The 25,611-nt window shown below is 67.5% G+C and carries 25 protein-coding genes and 3 tRNA genes; 9 read left to right on the top strand and 19 right to left on the bottom strand.

Annotation, left to right across the window (positions count from 1 at the left end; all coding sequences use genetic code 11):
• The first annotated feature begins 77 nt into the window (after positions 1–77).
• Together ACZ9YD_RS03120 and fdxA are read left to right on the top strand one after the other, a co-directional pair.
• Positions 78–153, top strand: a tRNA-Glu gene (locus tag ACZ9YD_RS03120).
• Positions 154–569: 416 nt separating this feature from the next.
• Positions 570–893: a ferredoxin FdxA gene (gene fdxA / locus ACZ9YD_RS03115; RefSeq protein WP_232116506.1), complete on the top strand. Its 324-nt coding sequence runs from the start codon at positions 570–572 to the stop codon at positions 891–893.
• Positions 894–993: 100 nt separating this feature from the next.
• On the opposite strand, the gene ACZ9YD_RS03110 is transcribed toward fdxA, so the two are convergent.
• Complete coding sequence (locus ACZ9YD_RS03110; protein WP_232136948.1) at positions 994–1,506, bottom strand: hypothetical protein; 513 nt, start codon at positions 1,504–1,506, stop codon at positions 994–996.
• Positions 1,507–1,525: 19 nt separating this feature from the next.
• Positions 1,526–2,428 carry a 4-hydroxy-tetrahydrodipicolinate synthase gene (gene dapA, locus ACZ9YD_RS03105; RefSeq protein WP_465073674.1) on the bottom strand — a complete coding sequence of 301 codons (903 nt, stop codon included), beginning with the start codon at positions 2,426–2,428 and terminating at the stop codon, positions 1,526–1,528.
• Positions 2,429–2,646: 218 nt separating this feature from the next.
• Here dapA and ACZ9YD_RS03100 point away from each other — a divergent pair, with 218 nt between their 5' ends.
• The 6 genes from ACZ9YD_RS03100 to ACZ9YD_RS03075 all read left to right on the top strand — a co-directional run bounded on the left by ACZ9YD_RS03100 (position 2,647) and on the right by ACZ9YD_RS03075 (position 8,383).
• Positions 2,647–3,213: a glycine cleavage system transcriptional repressor gene (locus ACZ9YD_RS03100; protein WP_232116503.1), complete on the top strand. Its 567-nt coding sequence runs from the start codon at positions 2,647–2,649 to the stop codon at positions 3,211–3,213.
• Positions 3,214–3,296: 83 nt separating this feature from the next.
• Positions 3,297–3,779: a peroxiredoxin gene (locus ACZ9YD_RS03095; protein WP_465073673.1), complete on the top strand. Its 483-nt coding sequence runs from the start codon at positions 3,297–3,299 to the stop codon at positions 3,777–3,779.
• Positions 3,780–3,903: 124 nt separating this feature from the next.
• Positions 3,904–5,304: a PhoH family protein gene (locus ACZ9YD_RS03090; RefSeq protein ID WP_232136951.1), complete on the top strand. Its 1,401-nt coding sequence runs from the start codon at positions 3,904–3,906 to the stop codon at positions 5,302–5,304.
• Between the two features lie 82 nt (positions 5,305–5,386).
• Positions 5,387–6,202, top strand: a complete 816-nt coding sequence (gene thiD / locus ACZ9YD_RS03085) for a bifunctional hydroxymethylpyrimidine kinase/phosphomethylpyrimidine kinase (RefSeq protein WP_465073672.1) — start codon at positions 5,387–5,389, stop codon at positions 6,200–6,202.
• A 62-nt stretch (positions 6,203–6,264) separates the two neighbouring features.
• On the top strand, positions 6,265–7,038 hold the full coding sequence (locus ACZ9YD_RS03080; RefSeq protein ID WP_465073765.1) for an alpha/beta hydrolase family protein: 774 nt from the start codon (positions 6,265–6,267) through the stop codon (positions 7,036–7,038).
• 55 nt (positions 7,039–7,093) lie between these two features.
• Complete coding sequence (locus ACZ9YD_RS03075) at positions 7,094–8,383, top strand: nucleotide sugar dehydrogenase (protein WP_465073671.1); 1,290 nt, start codon at positions 7,094–7,096, stop codon at positions 8,381–8,383.
• A gap of 455 nt (positions 8,384–8,838) precedes the next feature.
• On the opposite strand, the gene ACZ9YD_RS03070 is transcribed toward ACZ9YD_RS03075, so the two are convergent.
• The 8 genes from ACZ9YD_RS03070 to ACZ9YD_RS03035 all read right to left on the bottom strand — a co-directional run bounded on the left by ACZ9YD_RS03070 (position 8,839) and on the right by ACZ9YD_RS03035 (position 16,748).
• Positions 8,839–8,915: transfer RNA gene (locus ACZ9YD_RS03070), tRNA-Arg, on the bottom strand.
• 102 nt (positions 8,916–9,017) lie between these two features.
• Positions 9,018–9,110 (bottom strand) — tRNA-Ser (locus ACZ9YD_RS03065).
• Between the two features lie 50 nt (positions 9,111–9,160).
• Positions 9,161–9,367: a carbon storage regulator CsrA gene (gene csrA, locus ACZ9YD_RS03060; RefSeq protein ID WP_465073670.1), complete on the bottom strand. Its 207-nt coding sequence runs from the start codon at positions 9,365–9,367 to the stop codon at positions 9,161–9,163.
• 157 nt (positions 9,368–9,524) lie between these two features.
• Positions 9,525–12,170, bottom strand: coding sequence for an alanine--tRNA ligase (alaS, locus tag ACZ9YD_RS03055; protein WP_465073669.1), 2,646 nt, complete (start codon positions 12,168–12,170; stop codon positions 9,525–9,527).
• 179 nt (positions 12,171–12,349) lie between these two features.
• Entirely contained in the window at positions 12,350–12,889 is a 540-nt protein-coding gene (locus ACZ9YD_RS03050; RefSeq protein WP_465073763.1) for a regulatory protein RecX, read from the bottom strand.
• Positions 12,890–12,956: 67 nt separating this feature from the next.
• On the bottom strand, positions 12,957–14,000 hold the full coding sequence (recA, locus tag ACZ9YD_RS03045; RefSeq protein ID WP_232137357.1) for a recombinase RecA: 1,044 nt from the start codon (positions 13,998–14,000) through the stop codon (positions 12,957–12,959).
• Between the two features lie 186 nt (positions 14,001–14,186).
• Positions 14,187–14,828 carry a transcriptional repressor LexA gene (lexA, locus tag ACZ9YD_RS03040; protein ID WP_465073668.1) on the bottom strand — a complete coding sequence of 214 codons (642 nt, stop codon included), beginning with the start codon at positions 14,826–14,828 and terminating at the stop codon, positions 14,187–14,189.
• A gap of 75 nt (positions 14,829–14,903) precedes the next feature.
• Positions 14,904–16,748 (bottom strand): 3-hydroxybutyrate oligomer hydrolase family protein, encoded by a 1,845-nt coding sequence (locus tag ACZ9YD_RS03035; RefSeq protein ID WP_465073667.1) that lies wholly within the window; start codon positions 16,746–16,748, stop codon positions 14,904–14,906.
• Between the two features lie 170 nt (positions 16,749–16,918).
• On the opposite strand from ACZ9YD_RS03035, the gene ACZ9YD_RS03030 reads away from it, so the two are divergent.
• Complete coding sequence (locus tag ACZ9YD_RS03030) at positions 16,919–17,584, top strand: response regulator (RefSeq protein WP_465073666.1); 666 nt, start codon at positions 16,919–16,921, stop codon at positions 17,582–17,584.
• A 6-nt stretch (positions 17,585–17,590) separates the two neighbouring features.
• Here ACZ9YD_RS03030 and ACZ9YD_RS03025 read toward each other — a convergent pair whose 3' ends face one another.
• The 9 genes from ACZ9YD_RS03025 to ACZ9YD_RS02985 all read right to left on the bottom strand — a co-directional run bounded on the left by ACZ9YD_RS03025 (position 17,591) and on the right by ACZ9YD_RS02985 (position 25,461).
• Complete coding sequence (locus ACZ9YD_RS03025; protein ID WP_465073665.1) at positions 17,591–17,821, bottom strand: hypothetical protein; 231 nt, start codon at positions 17,819–17,821, stop codon at positions 17,591–17,593.
• A gap of 89 nt (positions 17,822–17,910) precedes the next feature.
• Positions 17,911–19,029, bottom strand: a complete 1,119-nt coding sequence (gene truD, locus ACZ9YD_RS03020) for a tRNA pseudouridine(13) synthase TruD (RefSeq protein WP_465073664.1) — start codon at positions 19,027–19,029, stop codon at positions 17,911–17,913.
• Positions 19,019–19,516, bottom strand: coding sequence for a 2-C-methyl-D-erythritol 2,4-cyclodiphosphate synthase (gene ispF, locus ACZ9YD_RS03015; RefSeq protein WP_465073663.1), 498 nt, complete (start codon positions 19,514–19,516; stop codon positions 19,019–19,021). The genes truD and ispF overlap by 11 nt, the downstream gene beginning before the upstream one ends.
• Positions 19,517–19,966: 450 nt before the next feature.
• Entirely contained in the window at positions 19,967–20,680 is a 714-nt protein-coding gene (gene ispD, locus ACZ9YD_RS03010; RefSeq protein ID WP_465073662.1) for a 2-C-methyl-D-erythritol 4-phosphate cytidylyltransferase, read from the bottom strand.
• Complete coding sequence (ftsB, locus tag ACZ9YD_RS03005; protein WP_465073661.1) at positions 20,677–21,033, bottom strand: cell division protein FtsB; 357 nt, start codon at positions 21,031–21,033, stop codon at positions 20,677–20,679. The genes ispD and ftsB overlap by 4 nt, the downstream gene beginning before the upstream one ends.
• A gap of 18 nt (positions 21,034–21,051) precedes the next feature.
• Positions 21,052–22,338: a phosphopyruvate hydratase gene (eno, locus tag ACZ9YD_RS03000; RefSeq protein ID WP_465073660.1), complete on the bottom strand. Its 1,287-nt coding sequence runs from the start codon at positions 22,336–22,338 to the stop codon at positions 21,052–21,054.
• 47 nt (positions 22,339–22,385) lie between these two features.
• On the bottom strand, positions 22,386–22,904 hold the full coding sequence (locus ACZ9YD_RS02995; protein WP_465073659.1) for a hypothetical protein: 519 nt from the start codon (positions 22,902–22,904) through the stop codon (positions 22,386–22,388).
• Between the two features lie 62 nt (positions 22,905–22,966).
• Positions 22,967–23,800 carry a 3-deoxy-8-phosphooctulonate synthase gene (gene kdsA / locus ACZ9YD_RS02990; RefSeq protein WP_465073658.1) on the bottom strand — a complete coding sequence of 278 codons (834 nt, stop codon included), beginning with the start codon at positions 23,798–23,800 and terminating at the stop codon, positions 22,967–22,969.
• Entirely contained in the window at positions 23,797–25,461 is a 1,665-nt protein-coding gene (locus tag ACZ9YD_RS02985; RefSeq protein ID WP_465073762.1) for a CTP synthase, read from the bottom strand. Before ACZ9YD_RS02985 ends, kdsA begins: the two co-directional genes overlap by 4 nt.
• Positions 25,462–25,611: the final 150 nt, after the last annotated feature.

Here is a 25,611-nt window from a genome sequence, read left to right as displayed (position 1 = left end):
TGATATACTAGCAAGCTGCACACGTCTTAGACGCGTTTGCAGACCGGTCGTCCAACCGGAGCCGCTCGCGGCGCCCAGCTCCCTTCGTCTAGAGGCCCAGGACGTGGCCCTCTCAAGGCTAAAACACGGGTTCGAATCCCGTAGGGAGCACCATATCAAAGTCGACAGCCCATGCCGCAAGGTGTGGGCTGTCTGCATTTGTGGCTCCGAAAGCCGGCCCAGCACTAGCGGTTGGCTGACGAGCAGCAGCGCCTCGCCCATGTCGCCTTTCGTCGACCCGCGCGCGCCGCTCGGTCTGGCCGCTCTCGACCAACCCTCCGCAGACCACCCGGCGACCGCGCCCCCGACACAAGCCTCTGCCGTACAACACGATCGAGGACCAACGGCGACTGCCGGTGATCCGAAGCTACGACTTCGGCGCGCGCCACAAGACGGGACATCTGGCCGCCATCCGTCGCGCGGGCGATGCGCGACACACCATCTCTTCCGCAAATGCGAACACTTCGCACCGGCGCCGCGGGCGCTGCCTTAAACTGCAGCCCGTCGTCGCCCCGCCCGATCCGAATTCCATGCCTTTCGTCGTCACCGAAAACTGCATCAAGTGCAAGTACACCGACTGCGTCGAGGTCTGCCCGGTGGACTGTTTCCACGAAGGGCCGAACTTCCTCGTCATCGATCCCGACGAGTGCATCGACTGCACGCTGTGCGAGCCGGAATGCCCGATCAACGCGATCTATCCCGAGGACGACGTGCCGGCGGGCCAGGAAGCGTTCGTCGCGCTCAATGCCGATCTGGCCAAAGCGTGGCCGGTCATCACCACGCGGAAAGACGCGCTGGCCGACGCCAAGGACTGGGAAGGCAAGCCGGACAAGCTGCCGCTGCTGGAGCGCTGATCCGCGCACCGCGATTGCACTACGAAAAACGGGCGCCGAGGCGCCCGTTTCCGTATCCGGGATCAACGACGTCCAAACCGCGGACGCCGCCTGCCCGTCTTTACTGTGCCAGCGCCGCCTGCAGCGCCGCGATCAGACGCGTCGGCGCATCGCCGGTCGCGGCCACGCCACGCGGATCGACGGCCGACACCACGGCGCCACCCTGCTGCGATGCCACGCGAACCAGAAACTGGCTGCCCGCGTAGGACACGTCATAGGTGCCCAGCACCTGCGAGCGGCTGTTGACGGTCACGCCGTCGGTCGCGGCCAGCGCTTCGCCGACCTGCGCGAACACCGCATCGCGCGCACCGGTGGCGCTGAAGGACACGTTCGAATCGGCCGGCGCTGCTGCCGTGCCCGAGCGGGTCACCGACGTGGTGGCTTCCGGCAGTGCCATCGCACCGTCGGTACGCGGACGGTCGAGATCCGGCGGGACTTCGAGCGGACGGGTTTCCGGGCTCTGCGCGTACAGCGCGTTGTCCTTCTTGAACCAGCGGCAGCCGCTGGTGCCCACGACTGCGACCGCGACGACGGCAATGGCGAGATAGCGCATGGAGGAACGGGGTGGACGCATCGTGGAATCTCCTGGGAAATCAGGCGGCGCGGGCACGGCAGGACGTTTCGAGGTCCGCCGCGAGTCGCGTCGCATCGTCGGCCTGCGCATCATGCGCCTGGGCCAGTGTCGTCAAAGGCAGACGCAGGCCATGGCCGAGGCCCTGCCTGCTCAGCACCGCCTTGACGGGAATGGGGTTGGGTTCGATGCCGCAGAACGTGTGCAGCGGCTGCAGACGCGCGTCCCAGTCGTGGGCGGCGTCGGCCTGGCCGTTGCGGGCCAGATCGCACAGCTTGCGGAACGCGCCGGGCACGAGATTCGACACGACCGAGATCACGCCATCGGCGCCGGCGAGCATCGCGCGCGCGGCGGTCGGATCGTCACCACTGAGCACCGCGAAATCCTCGCTCTGCAGCGCGAGCAACGCCTGCATGCGCTCGACACCGCTGTGCGCTTCCTTGATGCCGACGATGCGCGGGTGCCGCGCCAGTTCGGCAACCGTCTCCGGCAGCATGTCGGTGCCGGTGCGACCGGGCACGTTGTAGAGCAGCACCGGCAGGCCGCCGGCATCGGCGACCGCGCGGTAATGCGCGAGCAGGCCGGCCTGGGTCGGCCGCACATACGCCGGAACGACCACCAGCGCGATATCCGCGCCGAGCTGCGCGAGCCGCTGCGTCGCGGCGATCGTCTTCGACGTCGCCGACAGGCCGGTGCCGGCGAGCACGGGCACGCGGCCGGCAGCCAGTTCGACCGCGCTGCGGACGAGCCAGTCGTATTCATCGTCTTCCAGCGTCGCCGCTTCGCCGGTCGAACCGGCCACCACGAGTCCTTGCGTGCCGGCCGCCAGCTGCCACTCGACCAGCCGTTTCCACGCCGCGCGGTCCAGTGCTCCGGTGGCGTCGAAGGGGGTGGCGAGTGCGGTGATGCTGCCTGAAAGTCGCAAGATGGGAGTCCGATGGGCGGCCGCAACGCGGTCGCAGAGAAACGTGGAGGCCGGGAAACACGCAGTTTGGCCCGGAAAATGCTGGCCGATGTTACTTGCGGCCACGAAGCGCGGGCAAGTATGCTGGCCGCCGCATCCGGCCCTGACCGGACCGCCGTTCACCCTCCAGTCGCCATCGACCCTCGCAGTCGAACAGATTTTCCGCCGCGGACGCCCCCTTGACCGAATCCGATACCGCTGCCCGGCCCTCGCCGAACGAGAATTACCTGCTGATCAACGCGTACACCACGCATCCGGCGTCGCCGCTGCTGTCGGTGTCGCGTCGCATTGCCGACAGCGGTTGCAACATGGTCGATACGCGCCTGTCGACCGTGGGCCGGGACGTTTCGGTCACGGCACTGGCGAACGGTCCGTGGGATGCGGTCGCCAAGCTTGAGGCCATGCTCACGCGCCTGGAGCGCGAGGAAGACCTGAAGCTGGTGTGGTATCGCACGGGCCCGAAGCCGATCCAGTCGAACCTGCTGCCCTACGTGGTGGAAGTGGTCGCCGCCGACAAGGCCGGCATCCTGTTCCAGTTGGCCGACTTCTTCGATCGCCAGGGCATCACGATCGAAAGCCTGCACTCCTCGCGCTATCGCGCGATGCAGACCGGCGCCGACATGTTCTCGGCGCAGATCACGATCGGCATCCCGGCGAACATGCACATCGCCGCGCTGCGCGACGATTTCCTCGAGTTCTGCGACCACCTGAACCTCGACGCGATCATGGATCCGATGAAGTTCTGATCCAATGCGCGCGGACGCTTGCGAAAGCAGGAACACGCGCGCATTGTGATCACGACCGTCGCAATGGAACGCCCGTTCGAACGATGAGCGGAACACGCAAGAAGCTCGCAAAGGCCACCCTGCAGCTGCCACTGGCGCTGTCGGGCGGCGCGAAGGCCACACTGGCCGACCACGCCGGACGCTGGCTCGTCCTCTACTTCTACCCGAAGGATTCCACGCCCGGTTGCACGACCGAGGGCCTGGATTTCAGCGCGCTGCTGCCGCAGTTCCAGGCGCTCGACGCCGACGTGCTGGGCGTCTCGCGCGACTCGGTGAAATCGCACGACAACTTCTGCGCCAAACAGGGTTTCGCGTTTCCGCTAATCAGCGATGCGGACGAAGCGCTGTGCCGCGCGTTCGACGTGATCCGCGAGAAGAACATGTATGGCCGGACCGTGCTGGGCATCGAGCGCAGCACGTTCCTGATCGATCCCGACGGCCGCATCGCGGCGCAGTGGCGCAAGCTCCGCGTGCCGGGCCATGCGCAGGCCGTACTCGACGCACTGCAGGCTGCGCAGTCGCAGTGACGGCCACTTCCGAACGTGCCACTCGCCGTCCCGCATCGCGGGTCACGGCGGCGCGGCCGTGCGTGTGCAACGAAAGCTCCACTCCCGTCATCCCTTTTCAACACGGAACGCCGACACTCCGATGATGACCAAAGGCAAGCGCGTCTACGTTCTCGACACCAACGTGCTCATGCACGATCCCACGGCGCTGTTCAAGTTCGAGGAGCACGATGTCTACCTGCCGATGCAGGTGATCGAAGAACTCGATAACGGCAAGAAAGGCACTACCGAGGCCAGCCGCAATGCGCGGCAGGTCAGCCGCTTTCTCAACGAACTGATCGAAGCGGCGGGCAGCGACCAGATCGCGACAGGTCTGCCGTTGCTGCGTCCGCAGGGCCTGCAACTGCGTGGCGCGCAGAGCGTCGGCAAGCTGCGGTTCCAGACCACGACGCCCAGCGAAGACCCGACCTCGTTTGGCGCGGCCGCTCCCGATAACCGGATCCTCGGCGCGATCCTCGACCTGGTACGCACCGAACCGGACTACCCGGTCGTGTTCGTCTCCAAGGACATCAACCTGCGGATCAAGGCCGCGATCGCCGGCATTCCCAACGAGGATTACGAGAACGATCGCGCGCTCGACGATTTCAGCCTGCTCTACACCGGCGCAACCGCGTTGCCGGCGGATTTCTGGACGATTCACGGCAAGGACCTGCGCTCGTGGACCGACAAGGGCCGCACGTATTACGACCTCTCGGTATCGGAAGAGGACGGCTGGTACGCGAACCAGTTCCTGTATCTGCCGGGTGACGAGGAATCCGAGTTCCGCGTGACGAAGGTGGAAGACGGCCGCGCGACGCTGCAGATCGTCGACGACTTCCGCCACAGCCAGCACGCGGTCTGGGGCATCAACGCGCGCAACCGCGAGCAGAATTTCGCGCTCAACGCCTTGATGGATCCGGAGGTCGATTTCGTCACCCTGCTCGGCACTGCCGGTACCGGCAAGACGCTGCTCGCACTCGCGGCAGGGCTGGCGCAGACGATGGACCAGCAGCGCTACCGCGAGATCATCATGACCCGCGCGACGGTCAGCGTCGGCGAGGACATCGGCTTCCTGCCCGGCACCGAGGAGGAAAAGATGACGCCGTGGATGGGCGCGCTGACGGACAACCTCGAAGTGCTGACGCACAACCAGGAAGGCGGCAGCTGGGGCCGCGCGGCAACCAATGATCTGCTGGCGTCGCGCATCAAGATCCGCTCGATGAACTTCATGCGCGGGCGCACGTTCCTGTCGCGGTATCTGATCCTCGACGAGGCGCAGAACCTCACGCCCAAGCAGATGAAGACGTTGATCACCCGCGCCGGTCCAGGCACGAAGATCGTGTGTCTGGGCAACGTCGAACAGATCGACACGCCCTACCTCACCGAGACGACATCGGGCCTGACCTATGCAGTCGACCGCTTCAAGAACTGGGCGCACAGCGCGCACGTGACGCTGCGTCGGGGCGAGCGTTCGCGCCTGGCCGACTTCGCGTCCGAAGTGCTCTGACCCGCGCACGACCGGCCGCACACGCGGCCGGTCGATGCGTGCACGCTGCATTCCGCGCCGGGCGCTGTTGCACAATGTGCGCATGACCGATCCGTCCGCGCCCCGCCCGCCTTCCGTGCTCACGATCGCCGGTTCCGATTCCGGCGGCGGCGCCGGCATCCAGGCCGACCTCAAGACCTTCGCCGCGCACGGCGTGCACGGCCTGTCCGCGATCGCCGCATTGACCGCGCAGCACACCCGCGGCGTGACCGCGGTGCATGCGCCGCCGGTCGCGTTCCTGCGCGCGCAGATCGACGCCTGCTTTGACGACTTCGACGTGCGTGCGGTGAAGATCGGCATGCTCGCGACCGCGGAGATCGTCGACGCCGTTGCCGACGCGCTGGCGCTGTGTCCCGACGTGCCGGTGGTGCTGGACCCCGTGATGATCGCGACCTCGGGCGCGAAGCTGCTCGACGACGACGCGCTCGGCGCATTGCGCACGCGCCTGATTCCACGCGCGCGCGTGCTGACACCGAATCTGCCGGAAGCCGAACTGCTGCTCGGCCGCCGCATCGCAGCCGGCCCCGACGCCGAAGCCGCACTCGCGGCGCTGCGCGCGCTCGGTGCGCGAGGCGTGCTGCTCAAAGGCGGCCATCTGGATGAAGGCGACGAAGTCGTGGATCGCTACGCCGATGCAGACGCGGCATTCGCGCATCGCGCGCCGCGGCTCGAGATCGACGGCCACGGCACCGGCTGCACGCTGTCGTCGGCGATCGCCGCACGCCTCGCGTTGGGCGACGACGCCGCGACTGCATGCCGCGCCGGCATCGACTACGTGCACCGCGCAATGCGTGACGCGTATCGCCCCGGGCGCAGTGCGGTCAGCGTGCTCGGTCATCTGGGCCCGCTCGCGTCGTGAGCACGGCGGCCGCCCGCGTCGAAGCGATCGACAGCAGTGACGGCCATCGCTTCGAACTGATCATGTGCGTGCCCGATGCGCCAACACGCCGGCTGTTGTGGCTGCCGGCAATGGGTGTGCCGGCGAAGCACTACCTGCCGTTCGCCGACGCGCTGGCTGCGCGCGGCATCGCCGTCGGCCTGCACGAATGGCGCGGCATCGGCTCGAGCAGCCTGCGCGCCGGCCGCGCGCACGACTGGGGCTACCGCGAACTGCTGGCCGACATCGCGCGCAGCGAAGCGGCGCTGGATTCCGCCGTGCCGGGCGCGACACGCGTCATCGGCGGGCACAGCCTCGGCGGTCAGCTCGCCTGTTGCCATCTCGCGCTGCAGCCCGATGCGGCCGACGCGCTGTGGCTGGTCGCCAGCGGCGCGCCCTACTGGCGCGCGTTCCCGCCGCGCGTGCGCTACACGTTGCCACCGCTGTACCGCTTCATGGCGTGGCTCGCACGCACGCGCGGTGTGCTGCCGGGGCGCCGGCTGCGCTTCGCCGGCAATGAAGCGCGCGGCGTGATCGCTGACTGGACGCGCAGCGGATTGCGCGGGCGTTATGCGGCAGCCGGCGTGGATGTCGACATCGATGCGGCGATGGCGCGTGTCGATGTGCCCGTCCGTGCAGCCTGGCTCGGCGACGACTGGCTCGGCCCACCGTCGTCGCTGCGTTTCCTGCTCGGCAAGCTCGGCAGCGCGGATGTCGCGATCGAGGGGTTCGACGCCGCGCGCCTGGACGCGAGGGCCGACCATTTCGCGTGGATGCGCACGCCCGACACGATCGCCGCCTGGCTCGCCGGCACCTGAGGCCGCGCGCAGGCGTCCGCTACACTGCGTCGATCGACCAACGAGCCTCTCCTGCATGACCGCACCGCTGCCCGCACGCGACGACATCCGCATCGCCGTCATCGGCCTCGGCTACGTGGGCCTGCCGCTCGCGGTCGCATTCGGCCGCCGCCACGCGACGCTGGGCTTCGACATCGACCAGACGCGTGTGGCCGGTCTGCAGCGCGGCGACGACCACACCCGCGAACTGTCGCCCGACGAACTGCGCGCGGCCGCGCGTCTGCGCTACAGCGCCGACGCGACCGATCTCGCAAGCTGCAACGTACACATCGTCACCGTGCCGACGCCGGTCGATGCCTACAAGCGGCCCGACCTGTCGGCTCTGGAAGCCTCGAGTCGCGCGGTCGGCGCCGCCCTGCAGCGCGGTGGCGTGGTGATCTTCGAGTCGACCGTCTATCCGGGCGCGACGGAAGAGATCTGCGTGCCGATTCTCGAAGCCGTGTCGGGCCTGCGGTATCGCGACGATTTCCACGTCGGCTACAGCCCCGAACGCATCAATCCCGGCGACAAGCAGCACCGGCTGGAGAACACGCTTAAGGTCACCGCCGGTTCCAGCGACGCGGCAGCCGGTTTCGTCGACGCGCTGTATCGCGACATCGTCGAAGCCGGTACGCATCGCGTGTCGAGCATCCGCGTGGCAGAAGCGGCCAAGGTCATCGAGAACACCCAGCGCGACGTCAACATCGCCCTGGTCAACGAGCTCGCGCTGATCTTCGACCGCCTCGGCATCGACACGCACGAAGTGCTCGAAGCCGCGGGCACGAAGTGGAACTTCCTGCCGTTCCGCCCGGGTCTCGTCGGCGGCCACTGCATCGGCGTCGATCCGTACTACCTGACGCACAAGGCGCAGGAGATCGGCTACCACCCCGAAGTGATCCTCGCCGGCCGCCGCATCAACGACAGCATGGGCCTGCACGTCGCCCAGCGCGTGGTGAAGCTGATGCAACAGCGCAGCATACAGACGGCTGGCGCGCGCGTGCTGGTGCTGGGCCTGGCGTTCAAGGAGAACTGTCCGGACCTGCGCAACACGCGTGTGATCGACGTGGTGCGCGAACTGCAGAGCTACAGCATTGACGTCGACGTGCACGACCCGTGGGTCGCGGCGGCGTACGCGCAGCACGAATACGGGCTCACGCCGATCGGCACCCCGGAGACCGGCGCCTACGACGCGATCATCCTCGCGGTCGCACACACCCAGTTCCGCGATCTGGGCGCGGATGGCATGCGCGCGTTCGGCAAACCGGGCGCGGTGCTGTTCGACGTCAAGGCTGTGCTGCCTGCGGACGCGGTGGACGCGCGACTCTAGCGCGTCGCTACGCTGCGCCCGGATGCGCGGCGTGCATGGATGACCCGCCCTCCAGGCTGTCGTAAAGCGGTGCCCGCCTGGAGCGGGTCGATCGCGTCGCAGCGTCGCGTCCGCGATCCCGGTGTCCGACGTTCCCTTCCGGCGAGCTGACGCGCGTCGCATGCGGCGGCGTCAGCGATGCAAGTTCACCACGACGCATCGCGACCCGCCTCTGCACCGGCATGCAACGCACGCGCATCTCGTCGCGCGCGCCACTCGTCGACGGGAGCGCCGCGTACGGCACGTGATCCATGCCCTCGAAGATGCATTGCGCCGCCGCGGTCGCAGGCCAATGCACGGTGCGGCGTCCGTCAATCGCGAGATGCGCAGTGGATCGACACCGACGCACACGTCCCTGCGAAAAACACGCGCGCAACAAAAAAGCCAGCGATCGCTCGCTGGCCTCTTCGTTGTTCTGGTGCGCCCGGAAGGATTCGAACCTCCGACCCCCAAGTTCGTAGCCTGGTGCTCTATCCAACTGAGCTACGGGCGCCTTGAACAGAAGCGGAATTTTCTAGCAAAACGTTTGCTTCGTCAACCACTATCCAGAATTTTTCTCTGCGATTTCCGAAGAAATCCGATCGAATTCGAGCAGTGGCGGAGAGTGAGGGATTCGAACCCTCGATGGAGTTTTAAGCCCCATACTCCCTTAGCAGGGGAGCCCCTTCAGCCACTCGGGCAACTCTCCGAAGCAACACGTTCGACGCAAGCGCCGAACGCGGTGCGAAGGATAACGGCTCAGGGCGTCTGCGGCAAATCTTCTTGCGCGTCGGCACCATCGCCTTCGCGATGGATGCGCTGATAGATCTCCTCGCGGTGCACGGCGACGTCCTTGGGTGCGGTGATACCGATGCGCACCTGGTTGCCCTTGACGCCCAATACGGTGACCGACACCTGGTCACCAATCATCAGCGTCTCCCCGACGCGGCGGGTCAAAATCAGCATAGCAATCTCCTGGAACCGGCCCGTTTCGACGCGCCGGCGTGGACTGTATTCGGACCGTTCTCGACCTTGGAAACCGATTACAGACCTCGTTAGGCCGTGAAGCATGTCCCCTGCCGGGCGGCCGGTCAACAACCGGGGACGGGCGTTTAGCGCCCGCTTAGCCGAGGCGTTCCGCCACCCACTGGCGGACTTCGCCGAGCGCCGCGAGCAGCGCCGGACCATCTTCGCCGCCGCCCTGTGCCATGTCGGGTCGACCGCCGCCCTTGCCACCGGTCTTCGCCGCGACATGCGACAGCAGCTCGCCCGCCTTGACGCGACCGGTCGCGGCGCCGCCGACGCCGGCTACCAGTGCGGCCTTGCCGTCGCTCGTGCCGGCCAGCAGCACCACCACATCGCCGAGCTGCTGCTTGAGACGATCCACTGCATCGCGCAGCGCCTTGGCGTCGAGGCCTTCGATACGCGCGGCGACGACCTTGATGCCGTCGACATCGATCGCGGACGCGCCGAGGTCCGCGGTCGCGCCGCTGGCGGCCTTGGCCTTGAGCGATTCGAGTTCGCGCTCCAGCTGCTTCTGACGATCGAGCAGCGCGCGCAGTCGCTCGCCCACTTCGCCGGCGGTGCCGCCGAGCAGACCGGCCGCCTGACGCATGCGTTCTTCATCGCTGCGCACGTGATCGAGTGCGGCCTGGCCGGTCAGTGCTTCGACACGGCGCACGCCCGATGACACACCGCCTTCGGACACGAGCTTGAACAGACCGATGCGACCGGTGCGATCGACGTGCGTACCGCCGCACAGCTCGACCGATTCGCCCATCGTCACCACGCGCACGCGCTCGCCGTACTTCTCGCCGAACAGCGCCATCGCGCCGGAGTCGAGCGCGGACTGCATGTCCATCTGCTCGATGCTCACCGGATGGTTGGCGCGCACTTCGACGTTGACGCGACGTTCGATCTCGGCGAGTTCGTCGGCGGTCACCGGCTGGAAGTGCGAGAAGTCGAAACGCAGACGCTCGGGCGCGACCAGCGAGCCCTTCTGCGCGACGTGCGTGCCCAGCAGATCGCGCAGCGCGCCGTGCAGCAGATGTGTCGCGCTGTGGTTGAGCACGATGGTGCCGCGGCGTGCGGCATCGATCGCGCCGCGCACCTGACCACCGCGCTGCAGCGTGCCTGACACCAGACGGCCGACGTGGCCGTGGAACTGGCCTGCGAACTTCTGCGTGTCGTCGACTTCGAAACGCACACCGTCGGCTTCGAGCACGCCGGTATCACCGACCTGGCCGCCCGACTCGCCGTAGAACGGCGTGCGGTCGAGGATCACGACGACTTCGTCGCCGGCCGATGCGGACTCGACCGGACGCCCGCCGACGAGCAGCGCAAGAATCTGCAGGCCATCGGCTTCGTTCTGGTCGTCGCCGACGAACACGGTCGGCGACAGCTGCGCAACGAGATCGGCCGACAGGCCGGCGCTCGAGGTGAACTTGCCTGCCGCGCGCGCGGTCTCGCGCTGGCGCTGCATGGCGGCATCGAAGCCGGCCATGTCGACCTCGAGGCCACGCTCGCGCGCGATGTCCTGGGTGAGGTCGAGCGGAAAACCGTAGGTATCGAAAAGGCGGAACGCGTCCGCGCCCGGAATCGCACCGCTGCTGCGCGAGGCGATGTCGTCGAAAATGCGCATGCCGGCGTCGAGCGTCTCGGCGAAGCGTTCTTCTTCTGCCTTGAGCGCACGCTCGACCAGTTCGCGCTTCTCGCGCAGCTCCGGATACGCATCGCCCATCACCTCATCGAGCGTGCCGACCGTCGCGCTGAAGAACGGCTGGCGCACGCCGAGCATCCAGCCGTGACGCAGTGCGCGGCGGATGATCCGGCGCAGCACGTAGCCGCGGCCTTCGTTGGACGGCAGCACGCCGTCGACGATCAGGAAGCTGCAGGCGCGGATGTGATCGGCGATCACGCGCAGCGACTTGTTCTCCAGATCCTGCGTGCCGGTGAGTTCACCCGCCTTGCGGATCAGGGCCTGGAACAGGTCGATCTCGTAGTTGCTGTGCACGCCCTGCAGGATCGCTGCGAGGCGCTCCAGACCCATGCCCGTATCGACGCACGGCGCAGGCAACGGCACCAGGGTGCCGTCGGACTGCTTGTCGAACTGCATGAAGACCAGGTTCCAGATCTCGATGAAACGGTCGCCGTCTTCATCAGGCGAGCCCGGCGGGCCGCCGAAGTGCGCGGGACCGTGGTCGTAGAAGATCTCGGTGCACGGGCCGCACGGACCGGTGTCGGCCATCTGCCAGAAATTGTCGGAGGCGAAGGGCGCACCCTTGTTGTCGCCGATGCGGACGATGCGCGCTTCCGGAATGCCAACCATGTCGCGCCACAGCGCGTAGGCCTCGTCGTCGGTCTGGTAGACGGTGACCAGCAGGCGCTCTGCCGGCAGCTTCCAGACCTGTGTGAGCAGTTCCCAGGCCCAGGCAATCGCGTCCTTCTTGAAGTAGTCGCCGAACGACCAGTTGCCGAGCATCTCGAAGAAGGTGTGGTGACGCGCGGTGTAACCCACCACATCCAGATCGTTGTGCTTGCCGCCTGCGCGCAGACAGCGCTGGACATCGGCCGCGCGCACGTAACTGCGCTTCTCGGCGCCCAGGAACACATCCTTGAACTGCACCATGCCTGAGTTGGTGAACAGCAGCGTGGGATCGTTGCCGGGCACCAGCGGCGCCGACGGCACGATGGTGTGGCCCTTGCCCTTGAAGAACTCGAGGAAGTCGCTGCGGATCTGGGCGGTGCTGGTGGGGGTCTGCGTGGTCATGGGCCTGGCGTGACGGACGTGCTGGAGGGGTAAGGGCATCCCCCGGCAGACGTGCGCGCCCGCCATCTAGACGGGTGCAGGTCCGGAGCGGTGCCCACAGCCGCAAAGGGTAGCAGGCCGTCCGGGGGCGACGCGCGCCCGCACGTCTGGGTCTGTCAGCCAGCGCCTGCCTCGATGTTTCAGTCGGCCCGGAACGCCCGGACCGCGCCATAGGCGGTTTCGCCATCGAATCCCCGGCGCAGCAGAAAATCCACGGCCTTGCGCCGCAGCGCCGGATCGTCTGCAAATGCGGTCACGTCGTATCGGCGCTCGATCAGATCACGCGCGCGTTGCGGCCAATCCGCCTCGCCATCGGCGGCCAGCGATTCGAAGGCGGCAGCGATCTTGCCTGCATCGAGCCGATGGGTGGCGAGTTCGGCCTCGATCCGCAGCGGGCCATGACCACCGGTCGCGCGCGCGCGCGCGAGGCTCGCGGCGAAACGTCCGTCATCCTGCCAGCCGGCCTCGCGCATGCGCTCGACGGCATCGGCAGCCGCGTCGGGCTCGATGCCGCGCGCGGCAAGTTTGCGCAGCAGTTCGGGCTGCGAATGCTCGCGCCGCACCAGCAACGACAACGCCCGCTGGGCGGGCGTCAGTTCGCGGCGTTTCTTGCGTCTGCCTGTGGCACGCGCGTCACCATCGTCAGTCGATCCGGATCCGGCTGTGTCGACGCGTTCCACGGACCCGCCAGCCGGCAGGTCCGTGTCGTGCGATTCGTCGATGCCGGGCGGGCCCGACGCGACTGCCTCAGTCGTCGTCGTTTTCTTCATTGCCCGCCGCTGCCGCCGCCAGCACCGCTGCAGGCAGCAGCTTCTCGCGGATGCCCGCCTCGATGCGCGCGGCGACTTCCGGATTGTCCTTGAGGTACTGGCGGGCATTTTCCTTGCCCTGCCCGATCCGCTCGTCGCCCGCGCTGTACCAGGCGCCTGCCTTTTCGATCAGCTTGGCCTCGACACCCATGTCGATCAGTTCGCCTTCGCGGCTGATGCCTTCGCCGTAGAGGATTTCGGTGATGACCTGCTTGAACGGGGGCGCCATCTTGTTCTTGACGACCTTGATGCGGGTCTGGTTGCCGATGATCTCGTCGCCCTTCTTGATCGCGCCGATGCGGCGGATGTCGAGGCGGACCGAGGCGTAGAACTTCAGCGCGTTGCCACCGGTCGTGGTCTCGGGGCTCTGGCCCGGCATCATGATGCCGATCTTCATGCGCAGCTGGTTGATGAAGAACACCATGCAGTTGCTGCGCTTGATGTTGCCGGTCAGCTTGCGCAGCGCCTGGCTCATCAGACGGGCCTGCAGGCCCGGCAGCTGGTCGCCCATCTCGCCTTCGATTTCGGCGCGCGGGGTCAGCGCGGCGACGGAGTCGATGACGACCATGTCGACCGAGTTCGAGCGCACCAGCATGTCGGCGATCTCGAGCGCCTGCTCGCCGGTGTCGGGCTGCGAGACCAGCAGATCCTCGACGTTGACGCCGAGCTTCGCAGCGTACGTCGGATCGAGCGCGTGCTCGGCGTCGATGAACGCTGCGACGCCACCGAGCTTCTGGCACTGCGCGATCGTCTGCAGGGTCAGCGTGGTTTTGCCCGACGATTCCGGACCGTAGACCTCGATGACGCGGCCGCGCGGCAGGCCGCCGATGCCGAGTGCGAGATCGAGCTGCAGCGAACCGGTCGGGATCACCGGGACCACTTCCGACACGCGGTCGCCCATGCGGATTACCGAGCCTTTGCCGAACTGTTTCTCGATCTGGCTCAGGGCTGCGGAGAGCGCGCGCTTCTTGTTCTCGTCCATCGTGGTGGTCCTCGTCATTCGTGTTCCGGTCTGGTGGAGGCATCCTCGCAATCGCAGGTCGCACAGGCTGCGACGCTGCTGGGAGGATGCAAAATTAAGTGGGTGGATGCGTGCCGGTCAGCGGCGCGCGACGCGGATGCCCGTCGGGGAACACCGCGCGCGACATGCGCTTGAGCGGCAGTGTGCTCAACGGTTCGGCCTGACCAGCCCGCAATACAGGCCTTCGATTGCGAAATCCTGGTCGGGCAGCACCTCGATGGGCGCGTAATCGGGGTTGCGCGGCATCAGACGGATGCGGTCCTTGCCGATCTTCAGCAGCTTGACCGTGATCGCATCATCGACGCGGGCGACGACGATCTGGCCCGAGCGCGCATCGCGGGTGCGGTGCACGCCGATCAGATCGCCTTCGAAGATGCCTTCGTCGCGCATCGAATCGCCCTTGACCTTGAGCAGGTAGTCGGGCGACGGCGAGAACAGCACGCGGTCGAGCACGAGGTAATCGTCGGAGCCGATGTCGGCACCGATCGGCGCGCCGGCGGCGACCTGCCCGAGCACCGGCAGCCGGAGCGCGTCGCCAGGCGTCACGCCCAGGGCCAACGCATGCTGCGCCTGCTGCACCGGGACCAGCACGCGGATGCCGCGCGCCCTGCCCGGCACCCGCTCGATGGCACCGGCAGCTTCCAGTGCATCGAGGTGGTACTGCGCGGCGCGCACACCACTGAAGCCGAACGCGCGGGCGATCTCGGTCTGCGAGGGCGGCATGCCTTCGGCTGCGATGCGCTCGCCGATCATCTCGAGAATCGCGTGCTGGGTCTGGGTGATGTCCATGGTGAGTAGTATTACTACTAACGCATGGGGGCTGCAAGCGTTGTCGTGAGGCAAACCGCGCTGGACGTCGGTCCGTCAGCGGGGCATCGCGAGGTGGGTCGCGTCGAGTGCCTTGCCTGCGCCGCGCGGCGTGGTCGGAATCGAGGCGTCCGTCGGCAGCGCGCCCTCGCCGTCCAGGTGTGCGTCGACGCGGTCGAGCGCGGCGTACACGTACGGCAGCAGCGGTACATAGCGCGCGGCATAGTCCGGAAGCCCAAGGAATCCGTCGAAGTGCTGTGTATTGGCGACCTGCCACAGGCGCACGTCGCGTCCGGCCGCCTGCGCCCAGCCGACGTAGGGCGCGCTGGTGAAGGCCATCGGGATCAGCCCGTCGTCGGCGCCATGGACCACGACCACCGGCAGGCCTGCGCGTGGCAGGCCGACCTGCGTCTCGGCGATACCGGCCTGCACGCGCCTTGCGGCCGCATCGTCACCATCGTTGAGCGCGCGCAGGCACTGCAGGCCGGGCAACAGCGGATCTGCGCCGGCCATGCGTGTGTCGACGAGGCCGACACCCGCGCCCGGCGGAATGCCGCCGCCGTCGCTCCACCAGGCCGCACGTTCGGTCGCGGTCGACGGGCGCGGACTGCCGTCCGGGCCCTGCGCCGCGTAGCGGTAACCGCAGGGATGCGCGTCGGCATCGAAGCGGCCATAGGCGGATGCATAGGTCGCGGCGATCGCGCGCCACAGATCGAAGCCGGCCGACAACGCGCCGGCGCGCAGCGCGCCATCGGTCCAGCCATGCGTGCGCAGGATCTCCAACGCAGACCGCGACTGCGCCGCAGCGTCGTTGCCTTCGACCAGACCAGCCGCGCGCAACGAGGCGCAACGCGCGGTCCACAGCGGTGCGACCTGTGCGGTCAACGGTGGCTGCGGCAGGTTGTCGACGGCGAGCAGCGCGCACGGCATCAGCAGCGCGGCTTCGGTGGTGTAGTCGTAGAGCGAACGCGCGCCCGGTGCATCGACGTGGATGCTGGGTTCGCCGGCGACCACGGCGTCGAGCCAGTCGCCTTCGAGTTCCGCCGCGCGCAGCACCGCGCCGCCGCCATTGGAGATGCCGACCGCGATGACGCGGGTGCTGTCGAAGTCGAACGGCGCGTCGTCCGGATACGCCTCGCCCAGCGCCTGCAGCGCGAACTCGGCGGCCTGGCGGACGTGGCGGCCCCAGTCGGCCTCGGGGTTGTCGCCGGAATGCGCATGCTTGAACGCAACGCCCTGCCCCGCACCATCCGGCGCGAAGACGGCCTGCGTGCGATCGGCGGACGGCGTGCCTTCGGCCGCGATGCCGATGCCCGCATCGGCGTCGAAGTAGTCGGTGCCTGCGCCCTTGTCGGTGTAGGCGACGGCGCAACCCTTCGGCAGACCCCAGGCGCCGGCGACGGCGATTGCGCCGTAAATGCCGCGCGAGCCGGAAGACGCGGTGACCACGATGCAGCGGCGCGTGCGGTCGAAGTCGTCGGGCACCTGCACCAGTACGCGATGCGGCTGCGAGGCACCGGGCACAGTGGCCAGCGCGTGGAATTCGCGGCCCGGCACAGCGGCCAGACTGCCGTAGAGCGTGCCGTAACCGCCGCCCGGTGCGAGATCGGCGATGCCGCGCCAGTTCGCCCACAGCGCGCGACGGCGTGCTTCGGCGGCGAGCGGATGTTCGGGATCGGCGAAGGTCGGGGGCGTCATCGCCTGCAGGCCGGCCAGACCGAGGCCGGCGGTCAGCAGATCGTCGTCGCCGCGGTGGAGGCTGGTGCGCTGGGCGCTGAACATCGTGGCGTCGTCTCCGCGCATCGAGGCAGGATCGCTGCGCGTCGCACTGCCGGCACAGGCGGCGAGCGACAGCGCGAGGGTGGCGAGGCACAGCGGCCGGCGCATGCGGGTCTTGGTCATGCAGTCACCGTAGCAGCGCGTTCGCCGGCGGCCATCGTACTTTGGTACCAGCCGCGCGCCCCGCCCGGGCTTGCTAGTGTGGCGATCGGATCCGGACGCGGGATTCGACAACCACCGCTGGCTCCCACCGCGCCGAACCCTCGATTCCGAATTCCAATCCCGGCCCCCGAATGCCCAAGCTGCTGATCGCCGACGACCACCCGCTGTTCCGCGCCGCCCTGCGCGGCGCCGCGGCCGACGCGGCGCCCGACGTCACCACGCGCGAGGCCGAGACGCTGGACGGCGTGCTCGAAGCGCTGGAGAACGAGGACGACATGGACCTCGTGCTGCTGGACCTGCACATGCCCGGCAACCACGGGCTGGCCGGACTGGCCGCGATCCGCGCGCAGTTCCCCGCAGTGGCGGTGGTGCTGGTGTCGGCAAACGAAGATCCGCTGGTCGTGCGCCGCGCGCTCGATCACGGCGTCGCCGGTTACATCCCCAAGAGCGCCGGTCTCGAAGAATTGCGGGAAGCGATCCGCGCGGTGCTCGATTGCGAGCAGTGGTTGCCGCCCGCCTTGCGCGGCGCGGTCGCGCGCGCGCAGTCCGCGCCGGCCGACATGGATCTCGCCGCGCGCCTCGCGAGCCTGACGCCGCAGCAGTTCCGGGTGCTGCGTCTGGTCGCCGAAGGCCTGCTCAACAAGCAGATCGCCGACCGCCTCGACGTGCAGGAACGCACGATCAAGGCGCACATGTCGGCGATCTTCGAGAAGCTCGGCGCGCGCAACCGCACCCACGCCGGCGTGATCCTGCGCGGCCTCGAAATCAGCGATCCCGCCCTGCGCGTTGCCGGTTGAGCGCGATCAGTCATTCCGCCGCAGCGGCGGATTGATCCACTGCACCTGCAGACCGCGGCGCTGCGCCTCGCGGTTGACCCGTGCGACATAGTCGTCGTCGGTCGTGATCCGCAAAGGATCCGCTGACTGCATCCGGAGGCCGGTGGGCGGCGCATCCGCCAGACGTGGCGAGTTGCTGGCGCAGGCCGCCAGCGCGCAGGCCGACAGCACGAGGGTGGTTCGGAGGAAGGACGGCATGGTCGTGCTCCGCGGCGACTGGCTCGGCGCAGGCGCGCCGCCGTTGCGGTACCTGCCCCTGCGCTATACACCCGCGTCGCGTATGCAGATCAACCGTCGGTCGGCGCGTCCGGTGCGGGCCGACGGGCGGCGGCGTTGCCGATCGTGCCGAGTTCGGCGAGCACCGAGGTCGCATAACAGCCCGCCGGCAATACGAACGACACCTGCAACTGGTCCTTTGCCTGCCAGGTCCACCGCAGCTCGCCCGGTCGCAGGCGTGTCGCGCGACGTTCCTGCGACAGGCCCGCGGTTTCCAGGCCTTCGCGCAGCGCGAGCGCCTGCGGATCGTCGAGTGCCGCGGTTTCACGTGCGAGTGCTTCGCCGGTGCTGCGCAACGCGCCGCGGCCCCACAGCGGCGCGGTCGGATGGATGTCCTGCGCGGCGACGCGTGCGTCGAGCTCGACGCTGGCCGGTTCTGGCCCGAACACGCTGCGGCTGCCGTCGAGCATCCAGACCTCGCCATCGAGACCGGTGTCCCAGTCGCCGGCGTCGACGCGCGCCGCGAGCACGCGGTTGAACAACGCCGAGCGTGCGGCCGACAGCAGCATCGCGCGCTGGTCACGGTCCATGCGCCGGCGCGGCGCGGCGAACATGCGCAGTGCTTTGTCGATGTTGCCGCCGTCGTGACCGAAGCGCTGTTCGCCGAAGTAATTCGGCACGCCGCGCGTGGCGATCGTCTGCAGGCGCGCCTCGATCGCCGCGACATCACCGACGACATCGCGCAGCGTCAGCACGAAGCGGTTCCCCGCCAGCGCGCCGCGCGGCAGCTTGCGCGCGTGCCGCGCCTGCGCCAGCACGCGCAGCGACTGGCCGTGTCCGGTGGCCATGGCCTCGAGCGCGGCGATGTCGGGCGCGTCGCGGCCGGGCAACTGCACGGTGAAACGCTGCGTCGTCAGTGCGTGGCGATCCTTCAGCCCGGCGTAGCCGACCGCGCGGCCGTCGACATCCGCCCACTGCGCGAGCAGGCGCGCGACGAACGCGGTGTTCATGCCGGTCTTCTCGATCGTCAGCAGCAGGTGTTCGCCCGCGCCGCTGGCCTCGAAGCCGTCGATCTCGTCGACACGAAAATCCGACGGATGCTGGCGGATCGTCGCCGACAGCGCCGGCGCGCCATGCGCGGTCGGCGTGCCGGCCACGAGGTCGGCGCTCTCGTCCGGCTCAGCCGCCATCGCGCACCAGCAGGCACACGGCCTGCGCGGCGATGCCTTCGCCGCGGCCGGTAAAGCCGAGCTGTTCGCTGGTCGTCGCCTTGACCGAAATGCAGTCGAGCGCAATGCCAAGGTCGTCGGCAATCCCCGCGCGCATCGCCGCCGCATGCGGGCCGATCTTCGGCCGCTCGCAGATCACGGTGACGTCGGCGTTGCCGACGCGCCAGCCACGCTCGTCCAGCAAGGTATTGCAATGCCGCAGCAGCGCACGGCTGTCGGCACCCTTCCAGCGGTCGTCGGACGGCGGGAAATGCACGCCGATATCACCGAGCGCGAGCGCGCCGAGCATCGCGTCGCACAGTGCATGCAATGCGACATCGCCATCGCTGTGCGCGAGCACGCCGCGCTCGAACGGGATGCGGACGCCGCCGACCATGACGTGGTCGCCGTCGCCGAAGGCGTGGACGTCGAAGCCCTGGCCGATGCGGAAATCAGGCGTGGCGGTCATGGGGCGGACCCTGCAGGAAAACGGGACGGCAGCTTGCCATGGATCGGCGCGCGGGCAAGTCGGAGGTACGGCCTTGGCGAACACGCCTGACCAGTCGGCAGGCCGGATCTGCGCAGGAGGGGTAGAGCGGTGCGAAACCCATCATTGGATCTGGTGGCGCGCCCTGCCCTCACGCGATGCGCGGTACGCGTCGACCTCTCGCGGAGGCCTGATTTGCGTCGTGCCTCGGCTGGCGACTGAAATTAAGAGTCGTCATTCCCGCGACGGCGGGAATCCAAGGACTTTCGTAACGTCCACGCGCACGTCAATGGACTCCCGCTTTCGCGGGAGTGACGGGAAATTTTCTAGCCCTTCCAGATACTTAGGCGCAACTGCAGATCGGAAACCAGACGTTGTCTGAGACACGACGCGAATCAGGTCCCGGAGACAGAGGTGTCAGTCGCGCAGGCGTTACGGCCGTCGCGACAACTCGAACTCGAAACGCGCGAAATCCGCCGGCGTGGTGATCTTGAAGTTGTCTTCGCGGCCTTCGACCAGCAATGGTCGGGCGCCCTGGCGCTCCATGGCCATGGCTTCGTCGGTGACGGCGATGCCGTCAGCGTCGGCCGCTTCCAGTGCGCGGCCCAGTTGCAGGCGGCGGAACAGCTGCGGGGTCAGCGCGCGCCACAGGCGTTCGCGCGGCTGCGTGCCGTCGATGCCGCCGTCGTCGCCCGCCCGCTTGAGCGTGTCGCGTACGGGCGAGGCGAGGATCGCGCCGACCGGATCCATGCGGCCGCGTTCGAGCAGCGCATCCAGATCGTCGGCATGCAGGTTCGGACGCGCGGCGTCGTGCACCAGCACGAAGTCGTCGGGGCGGACCGATTCGGGCAATGCGTGCAGACCGGCGAGCACCGATGCCGCACGTGTGTCGCCACCCGGTGCGCGGACCAGCGGCTTGCCGTGCAGCACGGCTTCGGGCAGCAGCGGGGCGTCGTCCGCACCGAGCACCAGCACGATGCCGCCGATGCCGGAATGACTGGCGAGCGCGTCGAGCGTGTGCGCCAGAACGCTGCGCCCGCCGACCTCGAGAAATTGTTTCGGGACCGCGCCACCGAACCGGCTGCCGCGACCGGCGGCCGGCACGATGACCCAGAGCCCGCCCCGGACCCGATCCGGGGTGCTCACGGCGCCTGGTCCTGCGCGCGGCGCTGCGCGTCCGGATCGAGCGCGTGCTCGGCCGGCAGCGGCGCGATGCGTGCATCGTCGACGACGCGGTAGAAGGTTTCGCCCGGTTTGATCATGCCGAGCTCGCCACGCGCGCGTTCCTCGATCGCCGCCTCACCGGATTTGAGGTCGGCGACTTCGGCCGCGAGCGCGGCGTTGCGTTGTTCCAGGCCTTCGTTCTGGCGCGCCTGCGTTTCGACGCGACCGCGCAGTTCCTCGACCTGCTCGGTCCCGCCCACGCCGAACCACAGCCGGTACTGCAACCAGGCCAGCAGCGTGGCGAGCACCAGCAGCACGACGAGCAACGCGCGCATCGAATGAGTCCTGTGGAATCAGCGCTTCAGCGACACGAACGCATCGCGGCCGGCATACCGGGCAGCACTGCCCAGGGCCTCTTCGATGCGCAGCAGCTGGTTGTACTTGGCGACGCGGTCGCTGCGGCACAGCGAACCGGTCTTGATCTGCGTGGCCGTGGTGGCAACCGCGATGTCGGCGATCGTCGTGTCCTCGGTCTCGCCGGAACGGTGCGACACGACCGCGGCGTAACCGGCCGCATCCGCCATCGCGATGGCTTCGAGCGTTTCGGTCAGCGTGCCGATCTGGTTGACCTTGATCAGGATCGCGTTCGCGGTCTTCGAATCGATGCCTTCCTTGAAGATCTTCGGGTTGGTGACGAACAGATCGTCACCGACCAGCTGCACCTTGTCGCCGATGCGGTCGGTCAGCTGCTTCCAGCCGGTCCAGTCATCCTCGGCCATGCCGTCCTCGATCGTGACGATCGGGTACTGCGCGGCCCAGTCGGCAAGGAAGTCGACGAACTGCTCGCCGGTCAGGCGCTTGTTCTCGCCGACCAGGTGGTACTTGCCGTTGTCGTGGAATTCGCTCGACGCGACGTCCAGACCCAGCAGTACATCGTCGCCCGCGGCATAGCCGGCCTTGCCGATCGCTTCGAGAATCGTGTCGAGCGCTTCGACGTTGCTGCGGAAGTCCGGCGCGAAGCCGCCTTCGTCGCCCACCGCCGTGCTCAGGCCGTGGCTCTTGAGCACGGATTTGAGTGCATGGAAGATTTCGGTGCCTGCGCGCAGCGACTCGGAGAAGCTCGAGAAGCCGACCGGCAACACCATGAATTCCTGGAAATCGACGTTGTTGTCGGCATGCGCGCCGCCGTTGATGATGTTCATCATCGGCACCGGCAGCACCGGCGCGCGGTCGCCGCCGAGCAGCTTCCACAGCGGAATCTTCTTCGACGCAGCCAGCGCGTGCGCATTCGCCATCGAGACCCCCAGCAGCGCATTCGCGCCCAGTCGGCCCTTGTTTTCGGTGCCGTCGAGATCGATCAGGCGCTTGTCGAGACCGGCCTGGTCGGCGGCGTCGAAGCCCTTCAACGCCTCGGCGATCGCGCCGTTGACGTTGCCGACGGCCTTGAGCACGCCCTTGCCGAGATAGCGCGTCTTGTCGCCATCGCGCAGCTCCACCGCCTCACGGGCGCCGGTCGAGGCGCCGGAGGGCACCATCGCACGGCCGAAGCTGCCGTCTTCCAGCGTCACTTCGGCTTCGAGGGTCGGATTGCCACGGGAGTCGAGGATCTCGCGGGCGTGGATCTTGGCGATGGTCGTCATGGTCGCAAAAAGTCTCAATGTCGAAGGATGAAACGGAAAAACGGATTCTAGTTTTGCTTCGGCGGGACGTGCTCAGCTTCACCGTACAGGCGCATTCTTTCCAGGACAGCGTCGCACCCTTCGCAGGCGCCTATCCGCGAAGTGTTGAATCGGTCGATTGTGTAGTAAGAGGCGACATCTTCCCGATCCTGCCTCGATGCAAAGATCAGCAACACGGCACCTTCACTACCCGTCGGGAGAGAACCTCCAGTACAGGAGCTGGGGGGAGCCCCGTCAACACCCGGTTTGAAAGTCATTTCAGATGCGACGACGCCGTCGCTGGACGGCGTGCCCCGATAGACCTCGAGCACGTCGTATGTAGCGACAGCCGTCCAGAAACGGTCATTGCCGCCGGGGGGACGTTCTTTAACATCACGGATTCGCGCGAGAAAGACCACATCAGCATCGTAATAGCCGCGAATCTCATCCTGGAGTCGACGCGAGGGATCGCCCCACGAGCAGGCGACGGACGGCATTGACACCAGGATGAGCGCCACTGCAAGCCAGAACGAGCGTGCGCCGCGCATCACGACTTCAACTGTTCTGGATGAAATCACGCTTCCCGGACCAGAACGTATTCGCCAGCCGGTCAGAGGTCCGCTTCCGCGAAGCCGGCACGCTTGGTCACGGCGTCGAGTTCGAGCATGGTTTCCAGCAATGCGCGCATGCGGGCCAGCGGCCACGCATTCGGACCGTCGCTGAGTGCTTCTTCCGGCTTGGGATGCGTCTCCATAAAAACGCCGGCCACGCCGACGGCGATCGCCGCGCGCGCCAGTACCGGCACGAACTCGCGTTGGCCACCGCTGGAATTGCCCTGCCCGCCCGGCAGCTGCACCGAATGGGTGGCGTCGAACACGACCGGACAATTCGTCTCGCGCATCACTGCCAGCGAACGCATGTCGCTGACCAGATTGTTGTAGCCGAAGCTCGCGCCGCGCTCGCAGACCATGATCTGGTCGTTACCGGTGGACTTCGCCTTCTCGACGACCGGCTTCATGTCCCACGGCGACAGGAACTGGCCCTTCTTGATGTTGACCGGCTTGCCGGCGGCGCAGACTTTCTTGATGAAATCGGTCTGGCGCACGAGAAAGGCCGGCGTCTGCAGCACGTCGACGACCGAGGCAACCTCGTCCATCGGCGTGTATTCGTGCACGTCGGTCAGCACCGGCACGCCGAGCTGGCGCTTCACCTCCGCCAGTACGCGCAGGCCTTCTTCCATGCCCGGGCCGCGGAAGCTGGTGCCGGAGGTGCGGTTGGCCTTGTCGAAGCTCGACTTGAAGATGAAGTTGATGCCGAGATCGGACGTGATCTCCTTCAACTGGCCGGCGACGTCGAGCTGCAACTGCTCGGACTCGATGACGCAGGGACCGGCGATCAGGAAGAACGGCTGGTCGAGACCGACCTCGAATCCACAGAGCTTCATGCATGTGCCTCCTTGAGCAGCGCGCCGCCGGCTTTCTGCTCGCGCGCGGCGCGCACGAAGCCGACGAACAGCGGATGGCCGCCGCGCGGCGTGGACAGGAATTCGGGATGCGCCTGGCAGGCGATGAACCACGGATGCTGCGGCAGTTCCACCATCTCCACCAGCAGGTCGTCCATCGACTTGGCGGCGATCACCAGGCCGGCGTCCTCGAGCTGGGTGCGGTAGCGGTTGTTGAATTCGTAGCGGTGGCGATGGCGCTCGCCGACGACATCCTGGCCGTAGACCTCGCGCGACTTCGTGCCGGGCTTGAGGCGCTGTTCCTGCAGGCCCAGACGCATCGTGCCGCCTAGATCGCTTTCTTCGCTGCGACGCTCGACATCGCCCGACTGCGTGCGCCATTCGGTGATCAGACCGATCACCGGATGCGGCGACTGCTTGTCGTTCTCGGTGCTGTTGGCGCCTTCGAGACCGGCAACGTTGCGCGCCATGTCGACGACGGCGGCCTGCATGCCGTAGCAGATGCCGAAATACGGCAGGCCGGTTTCGCGCGAGTACTGCGAGGCGAGGACCTTGCCTTCGAAACCGCGATCGCCGAAGCCGCCCGGCACCAGCACGCCGTCGACATCGCCGAGCCACGCGGCGGCGCCATCGCGCTCGATGTCCTGCGATTCGATCCACTTCAGGCTGACGCGGGTGCGCTGGCGCACGCCGCCATGCTTGAGCGCTTCGCCGACCGACTTGTAAGCGTCCTTGTGGTCGACGTACTTGCCGACCACGCCGATCACGACTTCGTCGATCGGATGCTCGACCGCATTGACGACATCGATCCACTCCGACAGATCGGCGGTCGGCTTGGCCTTGTCGCCCAGGCGCAGGCGCTCGACGACGATCTCGTCCAGACCCTGCGCGTGCAGCCACATCGGAATCTTGTGGATGTTGTCGAGATCGACGGCCGAGATCACCGCCTTCTCCGAGACATTGGTGAACGAGGCGATCTTGCGGCGCTCGCCATCGGGCAGCGGCTGCTCGCTGCGGCACAGCAGGATGTCGGGCTGGATGCCGATCGACCGCAGTTCCTTGACCGAGTGCTGCGTGGGCTTGGTCTTCAGCTCGCCGGCGGCCGCGATGTACGGCACCAGGGTCAGATGCATGAAGACGGCCTTGTCGCTGCCGCGGTCGGTGCGGATCTGGCGGATGGCCTCGAGGAACGGCAGCGATTCGATGTCGCCGACCGTGCCGCCGATCTCGACCAGGGCCACGTCGTAGCCCTGCGTCGCCTCGTCGATGGCGCGCTTGATCGCGTCGGTGATGTGCGGAATGACCTGCACGGTCGCGCCGAGGTAATCGCCGCGGCGCTCCTTGCGGATCACGCTTTCGTAGATCTTGCCGGTCGTGATCGAGTTCTTGCCGGACAGACGCACATTGATGAAGCGCTCGTAGTGCCCGAGATCGAGATCGGTTTCCGCGCCGTCGTCGGTCACGTAGACCTCGCCGTGCTGGAACGGGCTCATCGTGCCGGGATCGACGTTGATGTACGGATCGAGCTTCATCATCGTCACCCGCAGGCCGCGGGCTTCAAGAATGGCCGCCAGCGAGGCGGCCGCGATGCCCTTCCCGAGGGAAGAGACCACGCCGCCGGTCACGAACACGAGCGGAGTGATGGAACTGGAAGGAGGCGTCATGGGCACAGCAGGTCGCTGGAAAGCCCCATTCTACAGGCTGTGGCCGAGCGGCGCCCGGTCCCGCGCAACAGATCGGCACATCGATGCCCGCCCGCACAGCAGAACGCCCCGGATGACCGGGGCGTTCCG

The sequence above is a fragment of the Luteimonas sp. AC640a genome (assembly GCF_979256585.1).
This window is presented reverse-complemented; position numbering and strand designations above follow the sequence as displayed.